Annotated in this window: 17 protein-coding genes; 2 read left to right on the forward strand and 15 right to left on the reverse strand. The window is 73.1% G+C overall.

Features of this window, described 5'->3' with window-relative positions:
• Positions 1 to 378 precede the first annotated feature (378 nt).
• From AB0L74_RS04360 to AB0L74_RS04400, 9 genes are all read right to left on the reverse strand, one after another.
• Positions 379 to 2,679: a molybdopterin cofactor-binding domain-containing protein gene (locus tag AB0L74_RS04360; protein WP_365645418.1), complete on the reverse strand. Its 2,301-nt coding sequence runs from the start codon at positions 2,677 to 2,679 to the stop codon at positions 379 to 381.
• Positions 2,676 to 5,189, reverse strand: a complete 2,514-nt coding sequence (locus AB0L74_RS04365) for a 2Fe-2S iron-sulfur cluster-binding protein (RefSeq protein ID WP_365645420.1) — start codon at positions 5,187 to 5,189, stop codon at positions 2,676 to 2,678. Before AB0L74_RS04365 ends, AB0L74_RS04360 begins: the two co-directional genes overlap by 4 nt.
• A complete protein-coding gene (locus AB0L74_RS04370) occupies positions 5,186 to 6,079 on the reverse strand; it encodes an FAD binding domain-containing protein (protein WP_365645422.1) in 894 nt (297 codons plus the stop codon). The genes AB0L74_RS04365 and AB0L74_RS04370 overlap by 4 nt, the downstream gene beginning before the upstream one ends.
• A 237-nt stretch (positions 6,080 to 6,316) precedes the next feature.
• The gene (locus tag AB0L74_RS04375) at positions 6,317 to 7,948 is read right to left on the reverse strand and encodes a beta-N-acetylhexosaminidase (RefSeq protein ID WP_365645424.1); all 1,632 of its coding nucleotides are present in this window, start codon (positions 7,946 to 7,948) and stop codon (positions 6,317 to 6,319) included.
• A gap of 9 nt (positions 7,949 to 7,957) precedes the next feature.
• On the reverse strand, positions 7,958 to 8,803 hold the full coding sequence (locus AB0L74_RS04380) for a carbohydrate ABC transporter permease (RefSeq protein ID WP_365645426.1): 846 nt from the start codon (positions 8,801 to 8,803) through the stop codon (positions 7,958 to 7,960).
• The gene (locus AB0L74_RS04385; RefSeq protein WP_365645428.1) at positions 8,800 to 9,825 is read right to left on the reverse strand and encodes a sugar ABC transporter permease; all 1,026 of its coding nucleotides are present in this window, start codon (positions 9,823 to 9,825) and stop codon (positions 8,800 to 8,802) included. Before AB0L74_RS04385 ends, AB0L74_RS04380 begins: the two co-directional genes overlap by 4 nt.
• A complete protein-coding gene (locus AB0L74_RS04390; RefSeq protein WP_365645556.1) occupies positions 9,822 to 11,120 on the reverse strand; it encodes an extracellular solute-binding protein in 1,299 nt (432 codons plus the stop codon). Before AB0L74_RS04390 ends, AB0L74_RS04385 begins: the two co-directional genes overlap by 4 nt.
• A gap of 281 nt (positions 11,121 to 11,401) precedes the next feature.
• Positions 11,402 to 11,686 (reverse strand): DUF3039 domain-containing protein, encoded by a 285-nt coding sequence (locus tag AB0L74_RS04395; protein ID WP_365645430.1) that lies wholly within the window; start codon positions 11,684 to 11,686, stop codon positions 11,402 to 11,404.
• 29 nt (positions 11,687 to 11,715) lie between these two features.
• The gene (locus AB0L74_RS04400) at positions 11,716 to 12,288 is read right to left on the reverse strand and encodes a YqgE/AlgH family protein (protein WP_365645432.1); all 573 of its coding nucleotides are present in this window, start codon (positions 12,286 to 12,288) and stop codon (positions 11,716 to 11,718) included.
• Between the two features lie 255 nt (positions 12,289 to 12,543).
• On the opposite strand from AB0L74_RS04400, the gene murA reads away from it, so the two are divergent.
• Entirely contained in the window at positions 12,544 to 13,890 is a 1,347-nt protein-coding gene (gene murA, locus AB0L74_RS04405) for a UDP-N-acetylglucosamine 1-carboxyvinyltransferase (protein ID WP_365645434.1), read from the forward strand.
• 227 nt (positions 13,891 to 14,117) lie between these two features.
• Here murA and AB0L74_RS04410 read toward each other — a convergent pair whose 3' ends face one another.
• The 6 genes from AB0L74_RS04410 to AB0L74_RS04435 form a co-directional block, all read right to left on the reverse strand.
• Complete coding sequence (locus AB0L74_RS04410; RefSeq protein ID WP_029382097.1) at positions 14,118 to 14,399, reverse strand: HU family DNA-binding protein; 282 nt, start codon at positions 14,397 to 14,399, stop codon at positions 14,118 to 14,120.
• A gap of 355 nt (positions 14,400 to 14,754) precedes the next feature.
• Positions 14,755 to 16,173: an NAD-dependent malic enzyme gene (locus AB0L74_RS04415; protein WP_365645436.1), complete on the reverse strand. Its 1,419-nt coding sequence runs from the start codon at positions 16,171 to 16,173 to the stop codon at positions 14,755 to 14,757.
• A gap of 368 nt (positions 16,174 to 16,541) precedes the next feature.
• Entirely contained in the window at positions 16,542 to 18,902 is a 2,361-nt protein-coding gene (locus AB0L74_RS04420) for a UvrD-helicase domain-containing protein (protein WP_365645437.1), read from the reverse strand.
• Positions 18,903 to 19,112: 210 nt separating this feature from the next.
• Positions 19,113 to 19,706 (reverse strand): CGNR zinc finger domain-containing protein, encoded by a 594-nt coding sequence (locus AB0L74_RS04425; RefSeq protein ID WP_365645439.1) that lies wholly within the window; start codon positions 19,704 to 19,706, stop codon positions 19,113 to 19,115.
• Between the two features lie 139 nt (positions 19,707 to 19,845).
• Positions 19,846 to 20,997, reverse strand: coding sequence for a uroporphyrinogen-III synthase (locus AB0L74_RS04430; protein WP_365645441.1), 1,152 nt, complete (start codon positions 20,995 to 20,997; stop codon positions 19,846 to 19,848).
• 98 nt (positions 20,998 to 21,095) lie between these two features.
• Positions 21,096 to 22,481, reverse strand: coding sequence for a nitrate/nitrite transporter (locus AB0L74_RS04435; RefSeq protein WP_365645443.1), 1,386 nt, complete (start codon positions 22,479 to 22,481; stop codon positions 21,096 to 21,098).
• A 432-nt stretch (positions 22,482 to 22,913) separates the two neighbouring features.
• Here AB0L74_RS04435 and AB0L74_RS04440 point away from each other — a divergent pair.
• On the forward strand, positions 22,914 to 25,279 hold a 2,366-nt coding region (locus AB0L74_RS04440; protein WP_365645445.1), incomplete at its 3' end, for a proprotein convertase P-domain-containing protein.

The following is a 25,279-nucleotide window of genomic DNA, read 5'->3' on the forward strand; positions in this document are numbered from 1 at the left end:
AGTGTGAGCAGTGACGGACCCGGGCACGGCAGGGCGGTCCCGCCCGCCGTGCTCGCCGCGCCCCCCGTATCCCCCATGTCCCCCGGGCTCACCGTCCTGGCCGTCGCGGCCGTCGCGGCCGTCGCGGCCCTCCCGGTCAGTCCTTCGCGCATCGTGCTCCCCCGTACCCGCGTGCCCGTGCCGGGCCCCGGGCACGGCACAGGCACGCGCCCGGCGCACCCGGTTCCCCCAGCACTCGGCACACTACGCGCCCCCACTGACAACGCGGCCCCGGCCGGGCGACGCACCGCTGAACCCGGGGAACCCGCCGCTGAACAACGCCCGCTGCCCCGGGAGACGCGCGATCCGCCCGGCCCGTTCCCACCCGGCGTCAGCGCGTCACCGGCCGGTCACCACCGCCGCCTGCGGGCGGATCGGCAACCGGTTGACCGGGCGGCCCGTGGCCGCGCGGACGGCGGAGGCGACGGCCGCCGGGGAGGTCACCACCGGTACCGCGCTGACCGCCTTCGCCCCGAACGGGGCCACCACGTCCCGCTCCTCGACGAGCTTGACGATCCGGATGTCGGGCGCGTCCAGGGCCGTCGGCAGGGTGTAGCCGATCAGGTCGGGGTGGCGGACCAGGCCGCGCGGCGTACGGAGGTTCTCGGTGAGCGCGATGCCCACGCCCTGGGTGACACCGGCCTCGATACGGGCGGTCAGCTGCGCCGGGTTCAGCACCCGCCCCACGTCCTGGGCGACCGCCAGCTCCACCACCCGCACCGAGCCGATCTCGATGTCGACGTCCACCACCGCGCGCACGGCGCAGAAGGAGATGCCCACGAAGGCGTCGCCCTGCCCGGACTCGTCGAGCGGCTCGGTCGGATGCGGCCGGCACTGGGCCGTGGCCCACAGTTCCTTGCCCTCCAGCGCCTCGGCGACGGTGGTCGACAGGACCCCGTCGTACGAGGTGATCTTGCCGTCCGTGATCTGGAGGAGCTCCGTGGACATGCCGAACTTGTGGGCCAGGGGCTGGAGCAGCTGGGTGCGGACCATCTTGGCCGCCCGTTCCACCGCACCGCCCGAGACCCAGGTGTGGCGGCCCCGGCAGCCCGCACCGGCCGGCGGCTGGTCGGTGTCGACCGGCGCGACGTGCACCTCGTCGACGCCGAGCGTCTCCTGCACGATCTGCCGGGCCAGCGTGGTGAAGCCCTGGCCGGTCTCGACGGCGGAGCAGAGCACCGTCGCCACGCCGTCCTGCACCTTCACCGTCGCCGTGGAGACCTCGTCCGCGCCCTCCGCGCCGAGCATGTGCACCATGCCCAGGCCGTAGCCCACGCCCCGGCGCACGGCGCCCGGTTCGCCCGCGCCCTCCAGGCCGCCGGGCAGCAGCCACTCCTCCTCGGGCGTGTCCTTGGGCAGCGGCGGGAGCGGGAAGTCCCGTACGGCCTGGAGGAGTTCGGCGACCGGCGCCGGGCACGTCACCGTCTGGCCCGTCGGCAGCACGTCTCCCGTGGCCATGACGTTCCGCAGGCGCAACTCCGCCGGATCGAGGCCGAGCCGCTTGGCCAGCTTGTCCATCTGCGCCTCGTAGGCGGCGCACACCTGCATGGCGCCCTCGCCGCGCACATGGCCGGAGGGCGGGTTGTTGGTGCGCACGGCCCAGCCCTCGATGAAGGCGTTCGGGACGACGTACGGGCCGCAGGCGAACGCCACGGCGGCGGCCAGCGCGTCGGAGGAGGTGTCGGCGTAGGCGCCCGCGTCGAGCAGGATCTGCGCCTCGACCTTGACCAGCCTGCCCTCGGCGTCCGCGTGGTGCCGGTACCGCAGCAGGGTCGGGTGGCGGTGGGCGTGGCCGAGGAAGGACTCCTCGCGCGTGGCGGTCAGTTTCACCGGGCAGCCGGTCTTCAGCGCCAGCAGGCCGAGCGGGAGCTGGAAGCCCTGGTCCTCGCGGTCGGCGGTGGCGCCGGGCACACCGGTGACGACGACTTTCACCTGTTCGGGGGACAGGCCGTAGCAGGCGGCGGCGGTGTCGCGGTCGGTGTGCGGGTCGGTGGAGGCGAGGTACAGCTCCACTCCGCCGTCGGGACGCGGGACCGCGAGGCCCGCCTCGGCTCCGATGGGCGCCGGGTCCTGGCGGCCGATGCGGTACAGGCCCTCCACGATGACCTCGCCGACCGTCTCCGGGTCGCCGTGCCGCAGCGGGATGTGCCGGATCAGGTTGCCGTCGGGATGCAGCGGCTGCGCCTCGAAGGCCTGTTCAGGGTCGGTGACCGGGTCGAGCACCTCGTACTCGACGATGACGGCCGCGGCGGCCATCCGCGCGGTGTCCGGGTGGTCGGCGGCGACGGCCGCGATGGGCTCGCCGTGGTGGCGTACGACCTCGGAGGCGAACACCGGCCGGTCGGCCTTGCCACGGCCGTGCAGCGGGCTGCCGGGCACGTCCTCGTGGGTGACGACGGCCCGTACGCCGGGCATCTCGCGCGCGTGGGAGGTGTCGATGGACACGATGCGCGCGTGCGCGTGCGGGGAGCGCAGGACGGCCGCCCACAGCAGGCCCTCGGCCCACAGGTCGGCGGCGTAGGGGAAGGTGCCCTCCGTCTTGGCGCGGGCGTCGGCGGGCGGCAGGGAGGCGCCGAGGCCGTGCGGGAGCGGATCGGGGGCGGCCTCCGTGGCCTGCGCGGTGGCGGCTTCGTCGGTCACGCGTGGCCTCCGTCCTGGCCGTAGGGCTGGTCATGGGGTCCCGGTGCCTCCGGGGAGCCGGGCGCGCCGGGTGCCGCCGGGGGGTCGAACGGCGACGGGCCGGCTCCGCCTGCCCCGGGGCCCGCCTGGTGGGGGACGCGGGGCCGGCCGGCGTCCGTCTCGGGCGCGTCGGCGGCGCTGTGCGCGCCGCGTTCGGCGACGACCTCCTCGACGGCCCGCAGGACACCCCGGTAGCCGGAGCAGCGGCACAGGTTGCCGCACAGCGCCTGCCGGGCCTCCAGTTCGGTCGGCGCCGGGTTGCCCTCCAGCAGGTCGTGCACGGTCATCGCCATGCCGGGCACGCAGAAACCGCACTGCACCGCCCCGCACCGGGCGAGCGCCCGCTGCACGTCCGAGGGCTGTCCGTCGGCGGCCAGGCCCTCGACCGTACGGACCTCGCTGCCCGCCGCGGTCGCGGCCGGGACCAGGCAGGAGGCGACCAGCCGCCCGTCGACCTGCACGTTGCAGGCCCCGCACTCGCCCTGGGAGCAGCCGTCCTTGGCGCCCGCCAGACCGAGCCGCTCCCGCAGCACGTACAGCAGCGACTCGCCGATCCACGCGTCGGTGACGGGACGGTCGGTGCCGTTGACGCGGAGGACGTACGAGGCGAGGGGGTGCTCGTCGTGCGCCACGGGCGCCGCCGCCTGCTCCTCCTCGGGCTCGGCGGAGGCGTCGGCCGGGGGTTCGTCCTCGGGCGCCGGTACGGGACCGGGGGACGGGGCGGAGGCGGGGTCCACCGGGTCCGCCGGGGCCTCCGGGTCCGGCTGTTCCGCCGCCTGGGCCGCCGGGTCCGGCTGGGCCACCGGGTCCACCGCGTCCGCCTGGGCCGCCGCGTCCGGGCCGTCGCCGGGGTCGGCGGAGTCCGCCGCCCCGGCCGGGGACGGCGCGGACGCCCGAGCCGGGGCGTCCGGGGTGCCGGGCCCGGTCGCCGCCTCGGGGGTCTCGGGAGCCTCCGGGGCCTTCGGTGCCTCGGGCGCCGTCTGCGCGTCCTGGACCGCCACGGGGGCGGCGAAGGGCTCGGCGGGGTGCTCGGGCACCGGTACGGCGTCCTGCGCGTCGTGCGCGTGCGGTGCGTGCCGCGCGTCCGGGGTCTCCCCGGCCGCGGAGTCCTCCGGCGTGTCCGGGATGTCCTGGACCCGCGCCGCGACCTGGGTCTCCGCGGCGTCCTGCGCCTCTGCGGCCTCGGGCGCTTCCCGTGCCCGCGAGGGAGCCTCGGACCAGGGAGCCTCGGACGCGTCCCGGGCCTCCGAGGGCGCCTCGGGCGAGCCGCCCGGCTCCTCGGCCTCGGCGCCCTGCCACCCCTCCGGGGTCTCGGACCCGGCGGCGGGCGGGGACGTCTCCTCGGCGGACTCCGGGGCATCCTGCGGGGGCAGCCGGTCTTCCGGCGTCCCCGGCTCCCCGGGCTCCTCCGTCTCCCCGGGCTCCGGCTGCTCCGGCTGTTCCACGGCCTCCCCGGCGTCCTCCGCGTCGTACGGAGCGGTGCCGTGCTCCGGAGCGACGGGTGCGGCGTCCGGCAGCCGCCCGCCATGGCCGGCGAAGTCGCCCGCCGCCGGGTCCGCGCCGTCGTGCGCCGTCTGAGCCGGATGCTCCGCAGGCAGTCCCGCCGCGGGGGTCACCCAGGGCGCGGGCGCGCCGCCGGGAAGCGTGGCCGGCGGGGTGCCGCCCCACTGCTCCACCAGGGACGACGTGGTGAACTCGCCCGACTCGTCCGGGAGGTCGCCCCCGGCCACGGGGATCGACCACTGCCCGGTCACGTCATGGCCGGGGGCGGGCGCGGTGACCGCCCCGGTCCCGTCCTCCGGGGCGGCGGCCTCCGCGAAGTCCCACTGCCCCGTGGTGCCCGGGTGGTACGTGAACCGGTCGTTCGCGGCGTACTCGTGCCCGGTGTGCGGGTCGTGCTGCGCGCCGTCCTGCCGTCCGGCCACGCCGTACGGGTCGTGCTGCCGGTACCCGGCGGGGGCACCGTAGGGGTATCCGGCGTCCCCGCCCTGCCCGTATCCGGCCTCCGGGTCCTGCTCGTAGCCGCCGTCGAAGCCCTGCGGGTACCCGGCGTCCGGTTCGTGCTGCCCGTATCCGGCGTCCGGGCCCTGCGGGTAGCCGCCGTCGCCGCCCTGCGGGTAACCGGTGCCGGGGTCGTGCGGCGGGTAGCCGGGGTCCTGGGCCTGGTGCGGGTAGCCGCCCTCCGGTACGTCCGGCGCGTGCCACTGCGCCCCGCCCTCCGGTGCCGCCCAGGGGCCGGTGGCCGCCGGGTCGGTGCCCGCGGTCGTGGCCGGCGCGACCGTTATCTGGGGCGGCACATAGCCGTGGCCCGGCGCGGCCAGCGGGCTGTCGGCGGAGGCCAGGAGCGCGTCGATGCCGCCCTCGGGGAGTTCGACGAAGGCGGTGGCGCCGTCGTCGTATTCGCCCTGGGGCAGCGGGTCCCAGCGTCCGCCGCCCTGGGGCGTGCCCTCTCCGTGCTGGTCGTCGGTCACGACAGCGCCCTCCCCAGTGCTCGTCGGGCCAGCGCGGCGACGGTGCGCCGCAGGTGCAGTACCGCGGGCGGAAGCCGCGGTACGGAGCCGTCCTCGGCCGGTGCCGGGTCGGGGACGCAGGCCGCGGCCACGTACTCCCCGAAGGCGTGCAGGGCGTCCGGCACGATCGCGCGGTCGTTGTCCCAGTCGATGAGCTGCGCGACCCAGTGCTCGGCGTCCAGGGGGCGCAGCGGCATGGGGGCTATGGCCCCGACGGCGCACCGCACTCCGCGCCGCGCGGGGTCGAGGACCAGCGCCACCGAGGCCACGGCGCGTCCCGGGCCGGTGCGGCCGGTGGCCTTGAGGAAGACCTGGGGGGCGTGCAGCAGCGGCACCCGCACGTAGCCGATGAGTTCGCCCGCGCGGAGCATCTCCACACCGGCCAGCAGGTGCGACACCGGGATCTCGCGGCGGGCTCCGCCCGGGCCCGCGATGATCAGCGTCGCCTCCAGGGCGGCCAGGACGGGCAGCGCGTCGCCCGTCGGGGAGGCCGAGGCGATGTTGCCGCCCAGGGTCCCGGCGTTGCGGATGTGCGGCGGGCCGGCGGCCCGCGCGGCGGCGGCGAGCGCCGGGATGAGGGCGGCGAAGTCGGGGCGGCCCATCCGCGCGTGGGTGAGGCCGGCGCCGAGCAGCGCGTGGCCGTCCTGGTACTGCCAGCCGCGGATCTCGCTGATGCGGCCGAGTCCCACCAGCGCGGTGGGCCTGAGCTGACCGGAGTTGACGGCGGTCATGAGATCGGTGCCACCCGCGACGGGCACGGCGGCGGGCATGGCGGTCAGGGCCGCCACCGCCTCGTCCAGCGTCGTGGGCAGCGTGACGGCCTGCGCCGCCTGCGGTGCGTGCGTGGTCAAACCGGCTGCCCCTTCCCGCTGTCCCACCTGGTCCCACCTGTGTTGCCGTACGGTACGTGCCGACAGGGCGGACGTGGCAACTCTGGCACATCTTCGCAGGACCCGGACGCGGGGGTCCGCTAGGAGGCATTCGCCCGCCTCGCCGGGGAGATGGTCCGTTTTCGCACGGCGTCGCCCAGGGATCGCCTGTGCGCACCCCTGGGAACTTTTCGACGCGGTCTGAGGCGTTTTCGGCCGCTACTTGACCGGTGGCGGGCCGTCGATCGGCCGGCCCAGTACGCCGGGACGCCGCTGCCAGGGCCGCGGGCCCGCGGGGGGCCGGTAGGCGACCCCGAGGGCGTCGAGCCGCCGGTAGTGGGCGGCCATGCGCCGTTCGAATCCGGCGAAGTCCCGCCGCCGTGGGGGCGGCAGCGTGCTCCACGCCACCTCGGCGAAGGCGGCGAGCCTCGGGAACGTCTGGTAGTCGACGCGCCCCTGGTCCTCCATCACCTCCGTCCACACGTTGGCCTGGGTGCCCAGGACGTGGCGCGCCTCCCGTTCGGTCAGCTCCGGCGGGACCGGCTCGAACCGGTAGACGTCCTCCAGGGTGCGCACGTACCCGATCGGCACCGGTTCACCGGGATCCGCGTCCTGCCGGTGGTCCAGGTAGACCTGCTGCTCGGGGCACATGACGACGTCGTGCCCGGCCCGCGCGGCGGCGACGCCGCCCCCGTAGCCGCGCCAGGAGGACACGGCCGCGCCCCTGGCCAGCCCGCCTTCCAGGATCTCGTCCCAGCCGATGAGCCGGCGCCCGCGCGCGGAGAGCCACGCGTCGAAGTGGCCGATGAACCACGCCTGGAGTCCGTTCTCGTCCGCGAGTCCGAGTTCCGCGATCCGGGCCTGTGCGGCGGGTGAGCGCCGCCACTGGTCCTTGGGGCATTCGTCACCGCCGACGTGGACGAACTCCGACGGGAACAGCTCCAGGACTTCCTCGAAGACGCCTTCGTAGAAGCGCAGGGTGTTCTCGGTGGGCGCGAGCACGTTGGGGCAGACGCCCCAGGTGTCCCAGACGGTGAGGGCGCCGGTGTCGACTACGTCGGTGTTGCCCAGTTCCGGATACGCGGCGATGGCGGCCTGCGAGTGCCCGGGTACGTCGATTTCCGGGACGACGGTGATATGCCGCTCGGCGGCGTAGGCGACGATCTCCCGGATGTCGTCCTGGGTGTAGTAGCCGCCGTGCGGTTTGTCCTCCCACAGCGGCGAGGCGCGGTGGCCGAATTTCGTGCGGGCCCGCCAGGAACCGATCTCGGTCAGCTTCGGGTACCGCTCGATCTCGATCCGCCACCCCTGATCATCTGTCAGATGAAAGTGGAAGACGTTCAATTTGTGCGCGGCCATCAGGTCCAGATAGCGCAGCACGCCGTCCTTGGGCAGGAAGTGCCGGGCGACGTCGAGCATGAGCCCGCGCCAGCGGAAACGGGGGCGGTCCTCAATGACCTGGTGCCCGATCGCGTACCGGGCGCCGGGCCGTACGGGCGCTTTCCGGAAGGCGTCCGGCCCGAGGAGCTGACGCAGGGTCTGGGCTCCCCAGAAGACGCCGGACGCGCTGCCGCCGGCGAGGTCGACACCGGTCGCGGTGACGGCCAGCCGGTACTCCTCGGGGGCGAGGGCGCCGTCGAGGCGCAGCCGCAGCGCGTCGGGGGCGTCCTGCGGCCCCGGGCGCAGCGGCAGGCCCAGGGCGGGGCCCAGCGCGGCGCGCAGCCACCGCTCGGTGGTCTCGGTGCCGGGGGCGGCCCACACGGTGGTGTCCCCGGTCAGCGGGAACTCCGGTGCCCCTGCCCGCTTTTCGGCGGCGCGGGGCGCCGGAATCAGTTCGGTCGGTGAAGTCATGTCACTCCACTAGTCCTTTACCGCTCCGCCGAGGCCGGAGACGAGTCGTCGTTGTACGAGTACGAAGAAGACCAGCACCGGAACGGTCATCACGGTGGACGCCGCCATCACGCCGCCCCAGTCGGGGTCGTCCGGCTTGTAGAACACCAGCAGGGCCATCGGCAGGGTCGACTGCGAGGTGTCGCTGATGATGAAGGACTTGGCGAACAGGAAGTCGTTCCAGGTGGAGATGAAGGAGAAGACGCTGGTGGCGACCAGTCCCGGGAAGACCAGCGGGAAAAGGATCTGCCACAGGAACCGCGCCCGGCTCGCCCCGTCGATGAGGGCGGCCTCCTCCAGGGCTTCGGGAACGGCCTTCACGAAGCCCCGCAACATCCAGATCGCGAAGGGCAGCGAGAAGGCGATGTGGGGCAGGATCAGCGATCCCAGGGTGTTCAGCTGGCCGGCGTCCCGCATGAGGAAGAACAGCGGGATCGTGAGCGCCTCCACGGGCACCATCTGGGCCACCAGGAACATGATCAGCAGGGTGGTCCGGAATCGGAAGCGGAAGCGTGTCACGGCGGTCGCGGCGAGAAACGCGATGAGCGCCGAGGCGATCACGACGCTGCCCGCGACGAGCAGGCTGTTGAGGAAGTACCGGCCGAATTCCTGCTGCCCGAAGACCCGCCGGAAGGAGTCCAGCGTCGGCTGGAGGGTCCATGGCCTGGGCTGGTCCGACTCGATCTCGCCGGCCGGTTTGAAGGCGCTCAGCACCATCCAGTACAGCGGGAAGGCGACGGCCGCCGCGATCAGCAGGGCCGAGGACTCGGCGGCCAGCCGCCACGGACGGCGCACACGCGGGCGCGGAAGATTCACAGTTCCTCCCCCTGGCGGCGCAGCAGCCGCAGGTACACCAGCGTCACGGCGAGCAGGATCAGCAGCATCACGACGCCGATCGCGGAGCCGAGGCTGTACTGCGAGGACGCGAACGCCTTCTGGTAGGCGTAGACGTTCAGCACGAGGTTCTGGCCCGCGATGCCGCCGCCGTTCGTCATGACGTAAATCTGGGTGAAGACCTTGAAGTCCCAGATGACCGACTGGATGGTGACGACCGTCAGGACGGGCCGCAGCATCGGGGCGAGCACCGAGCGCCAGATCCGCCACTGCGAGGCCCCGTCCAGGGCGGCGGCCTCCAGCACCTCGGACGGTACGGCGCGGATGCCGGCGTAGACGGTGACCATGACGAAGGGGAAGGAGCACCAGACCACTTCGAGCAGGACGAGGAAGAAGGCGCTCAGGCGCCCGTACGTCCAGGAGTGGTCGCCGAGGCCGAGGATCCGGTTGACGGGACCGAAGTCCGCGTCGAACAGGAACAGCCACACCGTCGAGCCGGTGATCGCCGGGGTGGCCCAGGCACCCAGCGCGGCCAGCATCAGCGCCAGCCGCGGCACCGCCCGAACCCGGGTGAGCAGGACCGCGAGCGCGCAGCCGGCCGCGAGGGTGCAGACCACGCAGGCCGCGGCGAACAGGACGGTCGCCAGCAGCACCTGCCAGAACTGGTCGTCGCCGAAGAGCGCGGCGTAGTTGCCCAGGCCCTTGAAGCTGGTCGGTTCGCCGCCGCTGACCTGGGCCTGGGTGTACTCCAGGAACGAGATCAGGCCGAGCTGGTAGACGGGGTAGACGAGCAGCCCGCCCAGGACGGCGAGGGCGGGCGCCAGGTACAGCCAGGGCGTCCAGCCGCCGCGCCCGCGGGACGCGCCCGCGCGGGGCGCGGGCCGCCGCCCGGCGGGCGTCCGGCGCCGTGCCGGGCGGGCCGCCGCGGCGGGCGCCGGACCTCCGGCCGGCGGGGCGGCGGGCGGCGGCGCGGCACGCGCGGTGTGCCGCTCCATCGCCGTCATCCGGCGGAGCCGAACGCGTCGTTCATCTTCCGCGCCGCGTCCGTGGAGGCCGCCGCCACGTCCTTCTTGCCGCTGACGATCTCCTGGAACATGGTCGGCAGCACCAGGGAGGCGTCGATCTGCGCCCAGGCGGGCGAGACCGGCACGAACTTGGTGCCCGCGGCGAGGGTCTGGACGAACGGCTTGACGAAGGGCTGCCTGGCGGCGGCCTGCTGCCGCACGTCCGTGAAGGTCGGCAGGAAGCCCATCGCGTCGAACAGCGCGCCCTGCGCCCTCTTCGACGCCAGGCGCTTCATCAGGTCGACGGCGAGGGTGCGGTGCGAGGTGCTCTTCAGCACACCGATGTTGTTCCCGCCCGCGAACGCCGGGGCGATGGAGCCCGGCCTCACCCCCGGCAGCGGTACGACGGCGTACTTGCCCTTCACCTTTCCGGCCTCCACGGCCTGGTGGCTGAAGTCACCGCCGATCGCCATGCCCGCCTTCCCCGACGCGAACGCGGTGACGGTGTCGTTGCCGCCCATGCCCGCGCACTTGGCGGCGGGGCAGTTGGCGTCGCCGAAGAGGGACGTGTACGCCTCGATGCCCTTGCGCGCGGCGGGGCTGTCGAGGGCGGAGGCGTACGATCCGCCCTTGCCGGTGGCGAGGTCGCCGCCGTGGGCCCACAGGAACGGCATCGCCCCGTAGGTGTAGGCGCCGCCGACGGCGAGGCCGTACAGGCCGGGCCGGGCCGCCCGGATCGCCTTCGCGGTGGACGCCAGCTCCTCCAGCGTCCTGGGGACGCCGAGGCCGAGTTCCTCGAAGAGGTCGGTCCGGTAGTACAGGGCCCGCACGCCGACGAAGTAGGGGGCTCCGTAGACCTTGCCGTCGACGGTGACCGACTGCCGGGCCGTGGGGTCGGTGTCCTTCGCCTCCTTCCAGGTGCCGAACTCCTCGGTGACGTCCGCCAGGCCGCCGTCCTTGACGTAGCCGGCGGTGTCGGTGTTGCCGTACTCGATGACGTCGGGAGCGCTCGCGGGGTCGTTGAAGGCGGCCTTGATGCGCTGGGCGCGGGTCTCGACGGGGATGTACTCGACGGTGACGTCGGTGCCCTCGTGGGCCTTCTCGAAGTCGGCCAGAACCGTGTCGACGACCCGTTCCTTGGGCCGGTTGTTGACCTCCTGGAAGAGCCAGACCCGCAGGGTGCCGGTCTTCTCGTCCTTGCCGGAGGAGGAGCCGCCGGAGGTCTGGGGGGCGCAGGCGGCGGTGGCGGTCAGGACGGCGGCCAGCAGCGCGGCCAGCCGGGCGGCGGGGCGTATCGCGGGACGGGCGGTGGAGCGTCTTGCGGGGAGCTTCATCGAGCGTTCCTCCGAGCGTTGCAGCATGTGCAATGACAGTTTTGCTCTGCACAACACTCCGGAGGCTAAGGACTCCATGAACATGACGACAAGAGGTCTCTACCACTCTGTGACCCGCCCGGCGCGCTCCGCGCGGTGCCCGGACCCCACACCGACAGCACAAAGGCCCCCTGAGCGCGTCGGGGCGCGCTCGGGGGCCTCACCGGCCGCAGGCGGGGGGGGGGGGAGCCGCCTCGTGTCGCCTACTTCTTGTCGCCGCCCTTGCCCTCGTCCCCGCCGGCGCCCATGGAGTCGTAGATCTCCTTGCACATGGGGCACACGGGGTACTTCTTGGGATCGCGGCCCGGTACCCAGACCTTGCCGCACAGCGCCACGACGGGGGTGCCGTCGAGGGCGCTCGCCATGATCTTGTCCTTCTGGACGTAGTGGGCGAAGCGCTCGTGATCGCCGTCGCCATGGGAGGTCTGCGGCGTCGGCTCTACGAGGGTCCCCGTACCTGTCCCGCGCTCGGGCTCGAGAGTGCTCATGAAAGCCAGGGTACTGAAGGTCACACGGATCAGTTGAGCGATGGGTCGTCCGGGTACGTCGCCACCATCGCCAGTTCGCTGCGCTGGCGGCGCAGGACCTCGCGCCACAGCCGCTCGGGCGCCGGGGAGGACACGTCGCCGGGCTCCGACTCCACGACGTACCAGGCGCCCTCCACCAGTTCGTCCTCCAGCTGGCCGGGGCCCCAGCCGGCGTACCCGGCGAAGATCCGCAGCGATCCGACCGCCGAGGCCAGCAGCTCGGGCGGGGCCTCCAGGTCCACCAGGCCGATCGCGCCGTGCACCCGGCGCCAGCCCAGCGGGGCGGCCTCCCCGCTGTCGCCGCCGGGGACCACGGCGACGCCGAGGGCGGAGTCGAGGGAGACCGGGCCGCCCTGGAAGACGACGCCGGGTTCGCCGGCGAGGTCCGCCCAGCCCTCCAGGATGTCGCCCACGCCGACCGGCGTCGGGCGGTTGAGGACGACGCCGAGGGAGCCCTCCTCGTCGTGGTCGAGAAGGAGCACCACCGCACGGTCGAAGTTCGGGTCCGCCAGGGCGGGCGTGGCCACGAGCAACCGCCCTGTGAGCGAGGACACCTCGGTCATGGCAGACATGATCCCGCATCTTCCCCGTCCGTGGGGAGGCAATCGGGGGCAGGGGAGTGAAGGCAGCTCGGAGCGGGTCGGCGCGCCCCCGCTCGCGCGCCCGCGTCCGTGACCCCATGTGCCCACGGGGGAACGGTTCGTGTTGTGGCACAGTCATGACGCGGTGCGGGGGTCGGCGGGCTTACGGCAGGGGTCCCGAAGGCGATTACCCTTTCCCTCCTGTGCCCCTGCCCCACTCCACGGAACGCGAGATTCATGACCGTCAACGGCTCTGATGACGTACTGCTTGTCCACGGCGGAACCCCGCTGGAGGGCGAGATCCGGGTCCGCGGTGCGAAGAACCTCGTGCCGAAGGCCATGGTCGCCGCCCTGCTGGGCAGTGCGCCGAGCAGACTGCGCAACGTCCCGGACATCCGCGACGTGCGGGTCGTCCGCGGGCTGCTCCAGCTGCACGGGGTGACGGTCCGTCCGGGCGAGGAGCCGGGCGAGCTGGTCCTCGACCCGACCCGCGTGGAGAGCGCGAACGTCGCCGACATCGACGCCCACGCGGGATCGAGCCGCATCCCGATCCTGTTCTGCGGCCCGCTGCTGCACCGTCTCGGGCACGCGTTCATCCCCGGCCTGGGCGGCTGCGACATCGGCGGCCGGCCCATCGACTTCCACTTCGACGTGCTGCGCCAGTTCGGCGCGAAGATCGAGAAGCGGGCGGACGGCCAGTACCTGGAGGCCCCGCAGCGGCTGCGCGGCACCAAGATCCGGCTGCCCTACCCGTCCGTCGGAGCGACCGAGCAGGTGCTGCTGACGGCCGTACTCGCCGAGGGCGTCACGGAGCTGTCCAACGCGGCCGTCGAGCCGGAGATCGAGGACCTGATCTGCGTGTTGCAGAAAATGGGCGCGATCATCGCGATGGACACCGACCGCACGATCCGCATCACCGGTGTGGACAAGCTCGGCGGCTACGCCCACCGGGCCCTGCCGGACCGCCTGGAGGCCGCCTCCTGGGCCTCCGCGGCCCTGGCGACCGAGGGGAACATCTACGTCCGCGGCGCCCAGCAGCGCTCGATGATGACGTTCCTGAACACCTACCGGAAGGTGGGCGGCGCCTTCGAGATCGACGACGAGGGCATCCGCTTCTGGCACCCGGGCGGGCAGCTGAAGTCCATCGCCCTGGAGACGGACGTGCACCCCGGCTTCCAGACCGACTGGCAGCAGCCGCTGGTGGTGGCGCTCACGCAGGCCACGGGGCTGTCGATCATCCACGAGACGGTCTACGAGTCCCGCCTCGGCTTCACCTCCGCGCTGAACCAGATGGGCGCCCACATCCAGCTCTACCGCGAGTGCCTCGGCGGCTCCCACTGCCGCTTCGGCCAGCGCAACTTCCTGCACTCCGCCGTCGTGTCGGGCCCGACCAGGCTGGAGGGCGCCGACCTGGTCATCCCGGACCTGCGCGGCGGTTTCTCCTACCTCATCGCCGCCCTCGCCGCCCAGGGCACCTCCCGGGTGCACGGCATCGAGCTCATCAACCGCGGCTACGAGAACTTCATGGACAAGCTCGTGGAGCTCGGGGCGAAGGTGGAACTGCCGGGCAAGGCGCTCGGCTGACGGGCCGGGCGCGCGGTCCTCGCGCGGCGTTCACCGGCCGCGAGGACCGTGCGCGCCCCCGTGCCCGCGGGGGCCGTACGGCGCCGCACAAGGGCCCTGTGGGACCGTACGGGGCCGCCCACGGCCCCTGGAGAGCAGAAGGACGGGGCGGCCACCCCCTGGAGGGTGACCGCCCCGTCGGCGTCCCTGGTGCCCGTACGCCGTCCCGTGGCGTACGGACGGCAAGGTCACTTGCCCTTGGCGGCTTCCTTGAGCTTGGAGCCCGCGGAGACCTTCACGCTGTAGCCGGCCGGGATCTGGATCGGCTCACCGGTCTGCGGGTTGCGAGCGGTGCGAGCGGCACGGTGGGTGCGCTCGAAGGTGAGGAAGCCGGGAATGGTGACCTTCTCGTCGCCCTTGGCGACGATGTCGCCGACGACGTCGGCGAACGCGGCCAGCACCGCGTCGGCGTCCTTGCGGGTCACCTCGGCGCGGTCGGCCAGCGCGGCCACCAGCTCACTGCGGTTCATGTTGTTACTCCCGTATGTTTCTTGCCGTTGAGGCGTGCCACGCGGCTGGGCCGCATGTCGGGCACGGCGAAGCCGATGCTGCCAGGGTCCCCGGTGAGTCCCCGGACCCGGGTCCGACGTCAGACCCTCGCGCCCAGGGAGGCATCCTGCCTCTACCTGCGGCGGGAAAGCCAATCCGGCACCCGCAGGAGTCGTGAGAACACTCTTGGGAGTCACACGAAGAGCGGGCCGGAGCCTGGCCGACACCTTAGAGGGCGGCCCGGGGCTCCGCGTTCCGCGACGCGCCGGTACCACGGGCCCCCGTGGCGATGCTCACAGCACCGGGCGGTCGCGGTGGGGGCCCGTGTCCGTGATCCTACGAGGCCGTCGCTCCCACGGCCTTGGCCGCCTGGCGCACGGCGCCCGCGACGGCCCCCGCGACCTTGTCGTTGAAGACGCTGGGGATGATGTAGTTCGGGTTCAGCTCGTCCTCGGTCACCACGTCCGCCAGCGCCTTCGCGGCGGCCAGCATCATCTCGGTGTTGACCGTGCGGGACTGGGCGTCCAGCAGACCGCGGAAGACACCCGGGAACACCAGCACGTTGTTGATCTGGTTGGGGAAGTCGGAGCGGCCGGTGGCGACAACCGCCGCGGTCTGGCGGGCGATTGCCGGGTCGACCTCGGGGTCGGGGTTCGCGAGCGCGAACACCACGGCGCCGTCGGCCATGGCGGCCACGTCGTCGCCGTCGAGGACGTTGGGGGCCGAGACGCCGATGAACACGTCGGCGCCGCGCACGGCCTCCTTCAGCGTGCCCGTCAGGCCCTCGGGGTTGGTGTTGTCGGCGATCCAGCGCAGCGCCGACTGCGGGGCGGCGTCGACGAGGTCCTCGCGGCCGGCGTGCACCACGCCGTGGATGTCGGCCACGACGGCGTTCTTCACGCCCGCGGCCAGCAGCAGCTTCAGGATGGCCGTACCGGCGGCGCCGGCGCCGGACATGACCACCCGGACGCTGTCGATGCCCTTGTCGACGACGCGCAGGGCGTTGGTCAGGGCGGCGAGGACGACGATGGCGGTGCCGTGCTGGTCGTCGTGGAAGACCGGGATGTCGAGGGCCTCGCGCAGGCGGGCCTCGATCTCGAAGCAGCGCGGCGCGGAGATGTCCTCCAGGTTGATGCCGGCGAAGCCCGGGGCGATCGCCTTGACGATCTCGACGATGGCGTCGGTGTCCTGGGTGTCCAGGCAGATCGGCCAGGCGTCGATCCCGGCGAACCGCTTGAACAGGGCCGCCTTGCCCTCCATGACCGGCAGGGCGGCCTTCGGGCCGATGTTGCCCAGGCCCAGCACCGCGGAGCCGTCCGTGACGACGGCGACGGAGTTGCGCTTGATGGTCAGGCGGCGGGCGTCCTCGGGGTTCTCGGCGATCGCCATGCAGACGCGGGCCACACCCGGCGTGTAGACCATGGACAGGTCGTCACGGTTGCGGATGGGGTGCTTCGACGCCATCTCGATCTTGCCGCCGAGGTGCATCAGGAACGTACGGTCGGAGACCTTGCCCAGCGTGACGCCCTCGATGCCGCGGAGCTGCTCCACGATCTCGTCGGCGTGCGCGGTGGAGGTGGCCGCGATCGTGACGTCGATCCGGAGCTTCTCGTGCCCGGACGCGGTGACGTCGAGGCCGGTCACCGAGCCTCCGGAGGACTCCACGGCGGTGGTGAGCTGCGAGACGGCGGTTCCGCTCGCGGGCACCTCCAGCCGGATGGTCATCGAGTAGGAGACGCTGGGCGCCGTTGCCATGGCCGACTTCCTCTGCTTTCACCGTGTCGCGAAGTTGTGCCGTCCGATCGTCGCACCTACCCCGCAGTACGTGGTAGCCGCCCCGGATTGCGAACGTTTTGTTCGCGTGCCGTTCGGCCAGGGTGCCGTTTTCGGAAAGTGACTTCCACCATACGAGAATCAAGGAGACAAAGAAAGAGACCCACGTCACACGCGGTGACGTGGGCCTCTCTCACGTAAGCGACACCGACCCGCCATGCTCGCCTCGCGGCAAGTGGTCGCTCGTAGCGACGAAGGTTGGGCCCGGGGGCTTGGATCGGGCCGGTGTCACATCCAGGCTAACAAACGGATCCGGTAAGCCATTCCCTCCCGGGCGACCCCGCCGGATCTCAGTCCCGCAGCAGGTCCGGCACCCCGGCCTCGTCGGGCTCGTCCCGCTGTCCCGAGACGACCGTGAGCTGCTGGGTGGCGCGGGTCAGGGCGACGTAGAGCACCCGCAGGCCGGCCGGCGACTCGTCGGCGATCTCGGCCGGGGAGACGACGAGCGTCGCGTCGTACTCCAGGCCCTTGGCCTCCAGGCTGCCGAGCGCCACCACCCGGTCCCCGAGCCCCGCCAGCCAGCGCCGGGCCTCCTCGCGGCGGTTCATGGCCACGACGACGCCGACCGTGCCGTCGACGCGCTCCAGCAGCCGCGCGGCCTCCTCGCGGACGGTCCGCGCGAGCGAGTCGCCCGCGACCGTGAAGCGGGGCTCCACACCGGTGGAGCGCACCGCGGACGGCGGTTCGGAGCCGGGCATGGCGAGGGCGAGCACCCGGGAGGCCAGGTCGGCGATCTCGGCGGGGTTGCGGTAGTTCACGGTGAGGCGGAAGCGGCGGCCGCGGGAGGGCAGGCCCGAAGCGCCCGCCCTGGAAGGGCGGTGGTGGGAGCCGGGCGGGCGGCTGCCGACGGCCTCGTCGCGGGCCGCGGCGGCCTCGTCGGGGTCGGACCAGGAGGACTGGGCCGGGTCGCCGACGATCGTCCAGGTGGCGTGCCGGCCGCGCCGGCCCACCATCCGCCACTGCATCGGCGTGAGGTCCTGGGCCTCGTCGACGATGACGTGCGCGTACTCGACGCGCTCCTGCGCCAGCCGCTCGGCCCGCTCCCGCTGGGTCTCCTCGCGCGCCGGCATCAGCTCCTCCAGGCCGGTGAGCTGGTCGAGCGGGTCGATCTCGCGCTTGCGGCGGGGGCGGGCGGGGGCGCCGAGGATCGCCTGGAGCTCGTCCAGCAGCGCGATGTCGTGCACGGAGTACCCGTCCCGCTGGAGCGAGCGGGCGACCTTGCGCACCTCGCCGGGGTTGAGGACCCGCCGGGACCAGCGGCCCAGCCGCTTGTCGTCCGCCATGGCCGCCAGCACTCCCCGTGGGGTCAGCTCGGGCCACCAGGCGTCCAGGAACGCGATGAAGGCGTCCTCCCCGGTGACGTCCTCGTCGAAGGAGGAGCGCAGCTCGGCGGCGAGCTCGGGGTCGGTGTGGCGGGCGGCGGCGCCGGACTTGGCCCACAGCGCGTCCAGCAGCAGCTTGCGGGCGCGGGGGCGCAGCAGGTTCACCGGGGCGGTGCCGCCGAGCGCGGTGCGGCGGATCTCCGCCAGCTCCTCGGCCTCCAGTTCGATCCGGCGGCCGAAGGCGACGACGCGCAGCCGGTCCGGCGAACCGTTGTGCTCCAGGGCTCCGCGCGCGGCCTTGCGCAGCACCTTCAGCATGCGGGAGGAGCCCTTGACCCGGGCCGCGGACGGGGAGTCGTACAGCGTCGCCTCCACCCCGTCGACCAGGGCGCCCATGGCGCGGATGGCGACCTGGCCCTCCTCGCCGAGGGAGGGCAGCACGCCCTCGGTGTAGGCGACCAGGAGCGGGGTCGGGGAGACGATCAGGATGCCGCCCGCGTAACGGCGCCGGTCCTGGTAGAGCAGGTAGGCCGCGCGGTGCAGGGCGACGGCGGTCTTGCCGGTGCCGGGGCCGCCCTCGACGTACGTCACGGAGGCGGCGGGGGCGCGGATGACCAGGTCCTGCTCGGCCTGGATGGAGGCGACGATGTCCCGCATGGTGTGGCCGCGGGACCGGCCGAGGGCGGCCATCAGCGCGCCGTCGCCGATGACGGCCAGCTCGCGGCCGTCCAGGCGCGCCGTCAGCTCGGGGCGCATCAGGTCGTCCTCGACGCCGAGGACCCGCCGCCCCTTGGAGCGGATGACGCGGCGGCGCACCACCCGCCCGGGGTCGACGGGGGTGGAGCGGTAGAAGGGCGCGGCGGCGGGGGCCCGCCAGTCGATGACCAGCGGGGAGTAGTCCTCGTCCAGGACGCCCATGCGGCCGATGTGGAGGGTCTCGGCGATGTCGGCCGTGCCGTCCTCGCGCACGGCCCCCTCGGCCGGTTCCACGGCGGTGTACGCGCCGTCGGGGCCCTTCTTGCCGTCCTTGCCGCGCAGCAGGTCGATACGGCCGAAGAGGAAGTCCTCGTACTCGTTGTGCAGGCGGTTGAGGTGGATGCCCGCGCGGAAGACCTGGGCGTCGCGTTCGGCGAGCGCGCCGGGTGTGCCGACCTGGCCGCGCCGGGCCGCGTCGTTCATCAGGAACTCGGCCTCGTGGATCTTCTCCTCGAGGCGGTGGTACACCCGGTCCAGGTGTTCCTGTTCGATACGGATCTCTCGCTCGCGGACGGAGTCGTGGCCGTCCGGTACCGAGTCGACCGCCGATTCCTGTTGCGCCTGTGCGGCCACCGGGCCCCCTTCTGACGTGCTGGGCAGCCGTCAACCGTACGCGAAGGGGGGCCGTGGAGGCTACGCGTGGCCCCCGACGGGCCGCTTCCCGCCGGGGGCGGGGCGTCGCAGGCGGCGCGCGCGGGACCGGCCGGCGGGGTCCCGGCCGCCGTGCGCCGCCGTCGTGCCGCGCCGGGGAGGGCGCGTTCAAAGACGCGGGCGAGGGCGGCTCTAGGCGCGGGCGAGGGCGACGCGGCGGCGGTGGCGGGCGACGCGTTCGCGGTTGCCGCAGACCTCGCTGGAGCACCAGCGCCTGCGGCGTCCCCGGGAGGTGTCCAGGTAGACGATGGGGCAGTTGTCGCCCTCGCACTGCCGCAGGCACGCCCGTGCCACGGGGTCGGTGAGCAGGTCCACGGCGTCCCGGGCGATCGCGCCGAGCAGCGCCTCCCGGTCGGGCGGCTGCGCCAGCTGCCGTATCAGCGTGCCGTCGTCGCCGCGGACCGCGCGGGGGGCCGGGGGCGCGCAGCGGGCCAGGTCGTTCACGCGGGCCAGGGCGCGGTCGCAGGGCTCGGTGCCGGGGGCGGCCCGGCCGCGCAGCAACGGGCCGAGCTGTGCGCGCAGTTCGCGGAAGGCGGCCGGCCAGGAGGCGTCCGCGTGGGCCAGGCAGGTGCCGGGCGGGACCAGTCCGGAGCCGGTGATCCAGGCGCGCAGGACCGCGGTGGAGTCGAGCCGTTCGGCGGGGTGGGCGGTGGCGAGGAGGTCCAGGCAGATCCGCCCGGTGCCGAACCGCAGCTCGTACGGGGCCGTGGCCGAACCCAGTGCCATGTGCCTGTCACCGCCTAAGGTCACCCCGGTGAGGAGCCGGCAAGGAAGGGCAGCGGGAGCCGGGGAACCGAACCGCTCCCTCTACAGTGCCTGCCCGCTCCCGGGCCCGTAACCCCTCTCGCGCGGCGGGCGGTCCGCCTCAGGCGTCGGCGTACTTGGCGTCGGCGGCCGGGTCCAGCGCCAGCCGGTAGCCGCGCTTGACGACGGTCTGGATCAGCTTGGGTGCCCCGAGGGCCGTGCGCAGCCGGGCCATCGCCGTCTCCACCGCGTGCTCGTCGCGCCCGGCGCCCGGCAGCGCGCGCAGCAGCTCCGCGCGGGGCACGACCCAGCCGGGCCGCCGGGACAGGGCCCGCAGCAGCGCCATCCCGGCCGGGGGTACGGGCCTGAGCTCGCCGTCGACCAGCGCGGCGTGCCCGCGGATCTCCAGCCGGTGCCCGGCGATGGGCAACGCCCGCGCGCGGGCCGGGAGTTCCTGGCACAGCAGCTGGACGAGGGGGCCGAGGCGGAACCGTTCGGGCTGGACGGTGTCCACGCCGCGCGCCTGGAGCGGCACCGCGGTGACCGGGCCGACGCAGGCCGGCAGGACGTCGTGGTCGAGGGCGGTGAGCAGCGCGGGCAGCAGGCCGCGCTCCTCGGCGCGGTTCAGCAGGGACGCGGCGGCGGGCGCGCTGGTGAAGGTCAGGGCGTCCACGCCACGGGAGACGGCGGCGTCGAGCAGCCGGTCGACGGGGCCGAGGTCCTCCGGCGGCAGCCACCGGTAGACCGGCACCCCGACGACCTCGGCGCCGCCCGCCCGCAGCGCCTCCACGAACCCGGGCAGCGGCTCGCCGTGCAGCTGGAGGGCGATCCGGCGGCCGTCGACGCCCTCCTCCAGCAGCCGGTCGAGCACCTCGGCCATGGACTCGGACGACGGCGACCACTCCTCGGTCAGCCCGGCGGCCCGCACCGCGCCCTTGACCTTGGGGCCGCGCGCCAGCAGTTCCACGGACCGCAGCCGGTCCAGCAGGGCCTCGCCCAGCCCCCAGCCGTCGGCGGCCTCGACCCAGCCCCGGAACCCGATCGCGGTGGTGGCCACGACGACGTCGGGCGCCTGGTCGATGAGCTGCTTGGTCGCCGCGAGGAGTTCGCTGTCGTCGGCGAGGGGCACGATCCGCAGGGCGGGGGCGTGCAGGACTGCGGCTCCGCGCCGCTGGAGGAGGGCCCCCAGTTCGTCGGCCCGGCGGGCGGCGGTCACCCCTACGGTGAAGCCGGCCAGGGGGCCGTGGTCGGGTCGCTGCTGTTCGTCGTCCATGGCTCTCGTCCCGCTTCGCTCATCCACGCTCAGGTGTCGCACGAGCCTGTCAACGGCTCGTGACAGGCTCGGATCGGATCCATGTCCCCCGTGTTACGTCACACTTCGGCGTAGCTCAACTCCGGCTTCCCCGCGGTCCCGGCCGGGGTGGCGCCGCCCTTGGCGGCCGGGCGGCGAAGGTATACGGCCCAGGTCACGGCGAAGCAGGCGGCGTAGAAGACGAGGAAGGCGACGAAGGCGCCGGTGCCGGAGCCGTAGGAGAGGAACGACTGCCGGAAGGCGAGGTTGATGCCCACGCCGCCGAGCGCGCCGACCGCCCCGATCAGGCCCATGGAGGCACCGGAGAGCCGGCGTCCGTAGCGGGCCGCGTCCTCTCCCGTGAGGCCCTGGGCGAGGGCTTTGCGCTGGAAGATGCCCGGGATCATCTTGAACGTGGAGCCGTTGCCGAGCCCGCTGAGCACGAACAGCACCACGAACGCGACGGTGAACAGCCCGAGCGACTCCCGCATGGCGGCGGCGACGAGGACCGCGGTGGCCACGGCCATGGCGACGAAGTTCCACAGCGTGATCCGGGCCCCGCCGTACCGGTCGGCGAGCGAGCCGCCCAGCGGCCGGATCAGCGAGCCGAGCAGCGGGCCGATGAAGGTGACGTAGGCGGCCTCCAGGGGCGTACGGCCGAACTGGTTCTGGAGGACCTGCCCGAAGGCGAAGCTGTAGCCGATGAACGAGCCGAACGTGCCGACGTAGATGAACGCCATGATCCAGGTGTGGGCGTCCCGCGCGGCGTCCTTGGCGGCCCCGGTGTCGTTCTTGACGGACGCGATGTTGTCCATGCGGAGCCAGGCGAGGGCCGCGGCGACGACGACGAGCGGGATGTAGATACCGAGCAGCACGCGCGGGCCGCCGCCCGCCCCGATGATCGCGAGGGCGGCGAGCTGGATGACGGGCACGCCGATGTTGCCGCCGCCGGCGTTCAAACCGAGGGCCCAGCCCTTCTTCCGGAGCGGGAAGAAGGCGTTGATGTTGGTCATGGAGGAGGCGAAGTTGCCGCCGCCGATGCCCGCGAGGAGGCCGACGAGGAGGAAGGTGGAGAAGGAGGTGCCGGGTTCCATCACCGTGAAGGCCGCGACGGTGGGCACGAGGAGGAGCGCGGCCGAGATCACCGTCCAGTTCCGGCCGCCGAAGACGGCGATGGCGAAGGTGTAGGGCACCCGCACGACCGCGCCGACCAGCGTGACCATCGAGGTGAGCAGGAACTTGTCGGCCGGGGTCAGCCCGTACTCCGGGCCCATGAAGAGCACCAGGACGGACCACAGGGTCCACACCGAGAACCCGATGTGCTCGGACAGCACGGAGAAGAGCAGGTTGCGCCGGGCGACCTTCTCCCCCGTCTCCTTCCAGAACGTCTCGTCCTCGGGGTCCCAGTGCTGGATCCAGCGGCCACCCCTGGCCGGGGATGCGGGCGCTGTGCTCGGGGCTGTCATGACGCCTCCACGGTGCTCCGGAGCTCGACTGGATTCCGAAGCTAGGGAGGGCGCGTTTCGGCCCTGTGGCGGTGGGTGACCGGAAGGGAACGTTGCTCTCACGCCGAGGGGCGGCGAGATGAGAGGTCGCTTCCGGGGCCGCGAGTGAGCGCTGGCCGCTTTTGCCGCCGCAACCGGGCGCAAGAATCGGAATTACCTGTTCCGTTCATGAGGGTCTTGCGGGTGTGATCGCGGCCGCCTAATGTGTGCGTCGATCAGCGGACCCGTCTCTCATCGCCGCTGCGGCCGGCATCGCCGCCGCTTTCCCCTACGGCTTCCGACGGAATACGCCGAGTGCGTGATGCCCGCGGGCAGACACGTTTCGCCGTTTCGCCGTTTCCCGTTTTATTTCCCCGCATGCTCCGTCATGCCCGCTCACCTTCCGAGAGAGACATGAAAAGACCCATACGGATATGGACGACGGTCGTCGCCACCGTGCTGACCGCGGCCCTCGGCGCGATCCCCGCCCACGCCGCCACCACGACCACCGCCGAGAACGACCCCGCGGCGACCGCGACGGAAACCGACCCGGTCGACCCGCCCCTCTACGACGCCACCGCCGGCGGGGACACCATCCGCGTCAACGTCGTCACCGAAACCCGCGACGACCTCTCCAGCGCCGCCAGCACCGGCCGCACCCTCCAGACCTTCCAGACCCTGCCCATCGTCACCCTCAGAGTCGACCGCGCCGGACTGGACGAACTCGCCGCCCAGGACGGCGTCATCAGCGTCACCGAAGACGTCCCCGCCGCCCCCACCCTCGACGAGAGCATCCCCGTCATCGGCGCCGACCACGCCATCAAGGCCGGCAAGACCGGCAAGGGCAGCACCATCGCCATCATCGACACCGGCGTCGCCACCAACCACCCCTTCCTCAAGGGCCGCGTCGTCACCGAAGCCTGCTACTCCCCCATCGACACCGCCTACGGCGCCACCAGCCTCTGCCCCAACGGCACCCCCCAGCAAGAAGGCACCGGCGCCGCCAACTCCGCCACCGGAGCCTGCGCCACCCTCGACGGCTGCGACCACGGCACCCACGTCGCCGGCATCGCCGCCGGCAACGGCACCGGCCTCAACGGCGCCCCCGCCACCGGCGTCGCCCCCGAAGCCGACATCATCGCCATCCAGGTCTTCAGCAAACTCGACTCCACCAAGTACTGCACCAACGGCACCAACCCCTGCATCCGCAGCTTCACCAGCGCCCAGATCGCAGCCCTCGAAAAAATCTGGCAACTCCGACAGGCCGGCACCCCCGTCATCGCCGCCAACCTCAGCCTCGGATCAGCCAGCTACACATCCGCCTGCACCAAAGACGCCCGCAAAACCGCCATCGACAAACTCCTCGAAGCAGGCGTCGCCACCGTCGTCGCCGCGGGCAACAACGGCCTTCCCACCGCCGTCAACGCCCCCGCCTGCGTCCCCTCCGCCCTCACCATCGGCTCCACCACCGACGACGACGAAATCTCCTCCTTCTCCAACCACGGCCCCCTCCTCGACCTCCTCGCCCCCGGCACCGGCATCGTCTCCTCCGTCCTGAGCGGCTACGACGCGAAAAGCGGCACCTCCATGGCCGCTCCCCACGTCACCGGCGCCCTCGCCACCCTCCGCCAGACCTACCCCACCGAAAACATCACCAGCCTCACCTCCCTCCTCGCCACCACCGGCACCCCCATCACCGACGAAGCCGGAACCACCACCCCCCGCATCAACCTCGCCCAAGCCGTCGGCGCGACGCAGCCCGAGCCCGAGCCGGCCGCCAAGCCCCGTCCGTCCACGATCGTCAACGACACGGACTACGCCGTTCCGGACCCCGGCACCGTGGAGTCGCCGATCAAGGTGAGCGGGATCCCCGGCAACGCTCCCGGGGCGCTCCAGGTCGGCGTGGCCCTCACGCACGAATGGCTCGCCGAGGTGCAGATCGACCTGGTCGACCCGAACGGCAAGACGTACGCCCTCAAGCCGACGTCCGAGACCGAGACCGGCGGCACCCTGGGCAAGACCTACACGGTCGACGCCGGCGCGTCCCCGGCCGAGGGCACGTGGAGGCTCCTGGTGCAGGACAAGTCCGCGGGCGCCGAAGGCACCCTCGACTCCTGGTCGTTGACGTTCCCCTCGCACGAGAACCAGGCCGGCCACGCCATCCCCGACGCCGGTGTCGTGGAGTCGCCGATCACCGTCGGCGGCGGGTTCACCGGCAACGCCCCGAAGGCGCTTCCGGTGTACGTGGCGGCCACCCACGAGTGGCTCGGTGACCTGGAGCTCAGCCTGGTCGCCCCGGACGGCAAGACCTACCCCCTCAAGTCGGCGTCCGAGACCGAGGCCGGCGGCACCCTCCGGAAGCTCTACACGGTCGACGCCGGCGCCTCGCCCATGGTCGGCACGTGGAAGCTCCGCGCCCAGGACACCTCCGAAGGCGCCACCGGCACCCTCACCGGCTGGTCGCTGACGCTCCCCACCGCGTACGAGAACCAGACCGCGCACACCGTCCCCGACCCGGGCACCGCGGACTCGCCGATCACCGTCAGCGGGATCACCGGCAACGCCCCGCGGACACTCCGGGTGTACGTGGACGCCACCCACGAGTGGCTCGGTGACCTGGAGCTCAGCCTGGTCGCCCCGGACGGCAAGACCTACCCCCTCAAGTCGACGTCCGAGACCGAGACCGGCGGCACCCTCCGGAAGCTCTACACGGTCGACGCCGGCGCCTCGCCCATGGTCGGCACGTGGAAGCTCCGCGCCCAGGACACCTCCGAAGGCGC

Source organism: Streptomyces sp. NPDC052020, assembly GCF_040680575.1.
Lineage (GTDB): Bacteria > Actinomycetota > Actinomycetes > Streptomycetales > Streptomycetaceae > Streptomyces.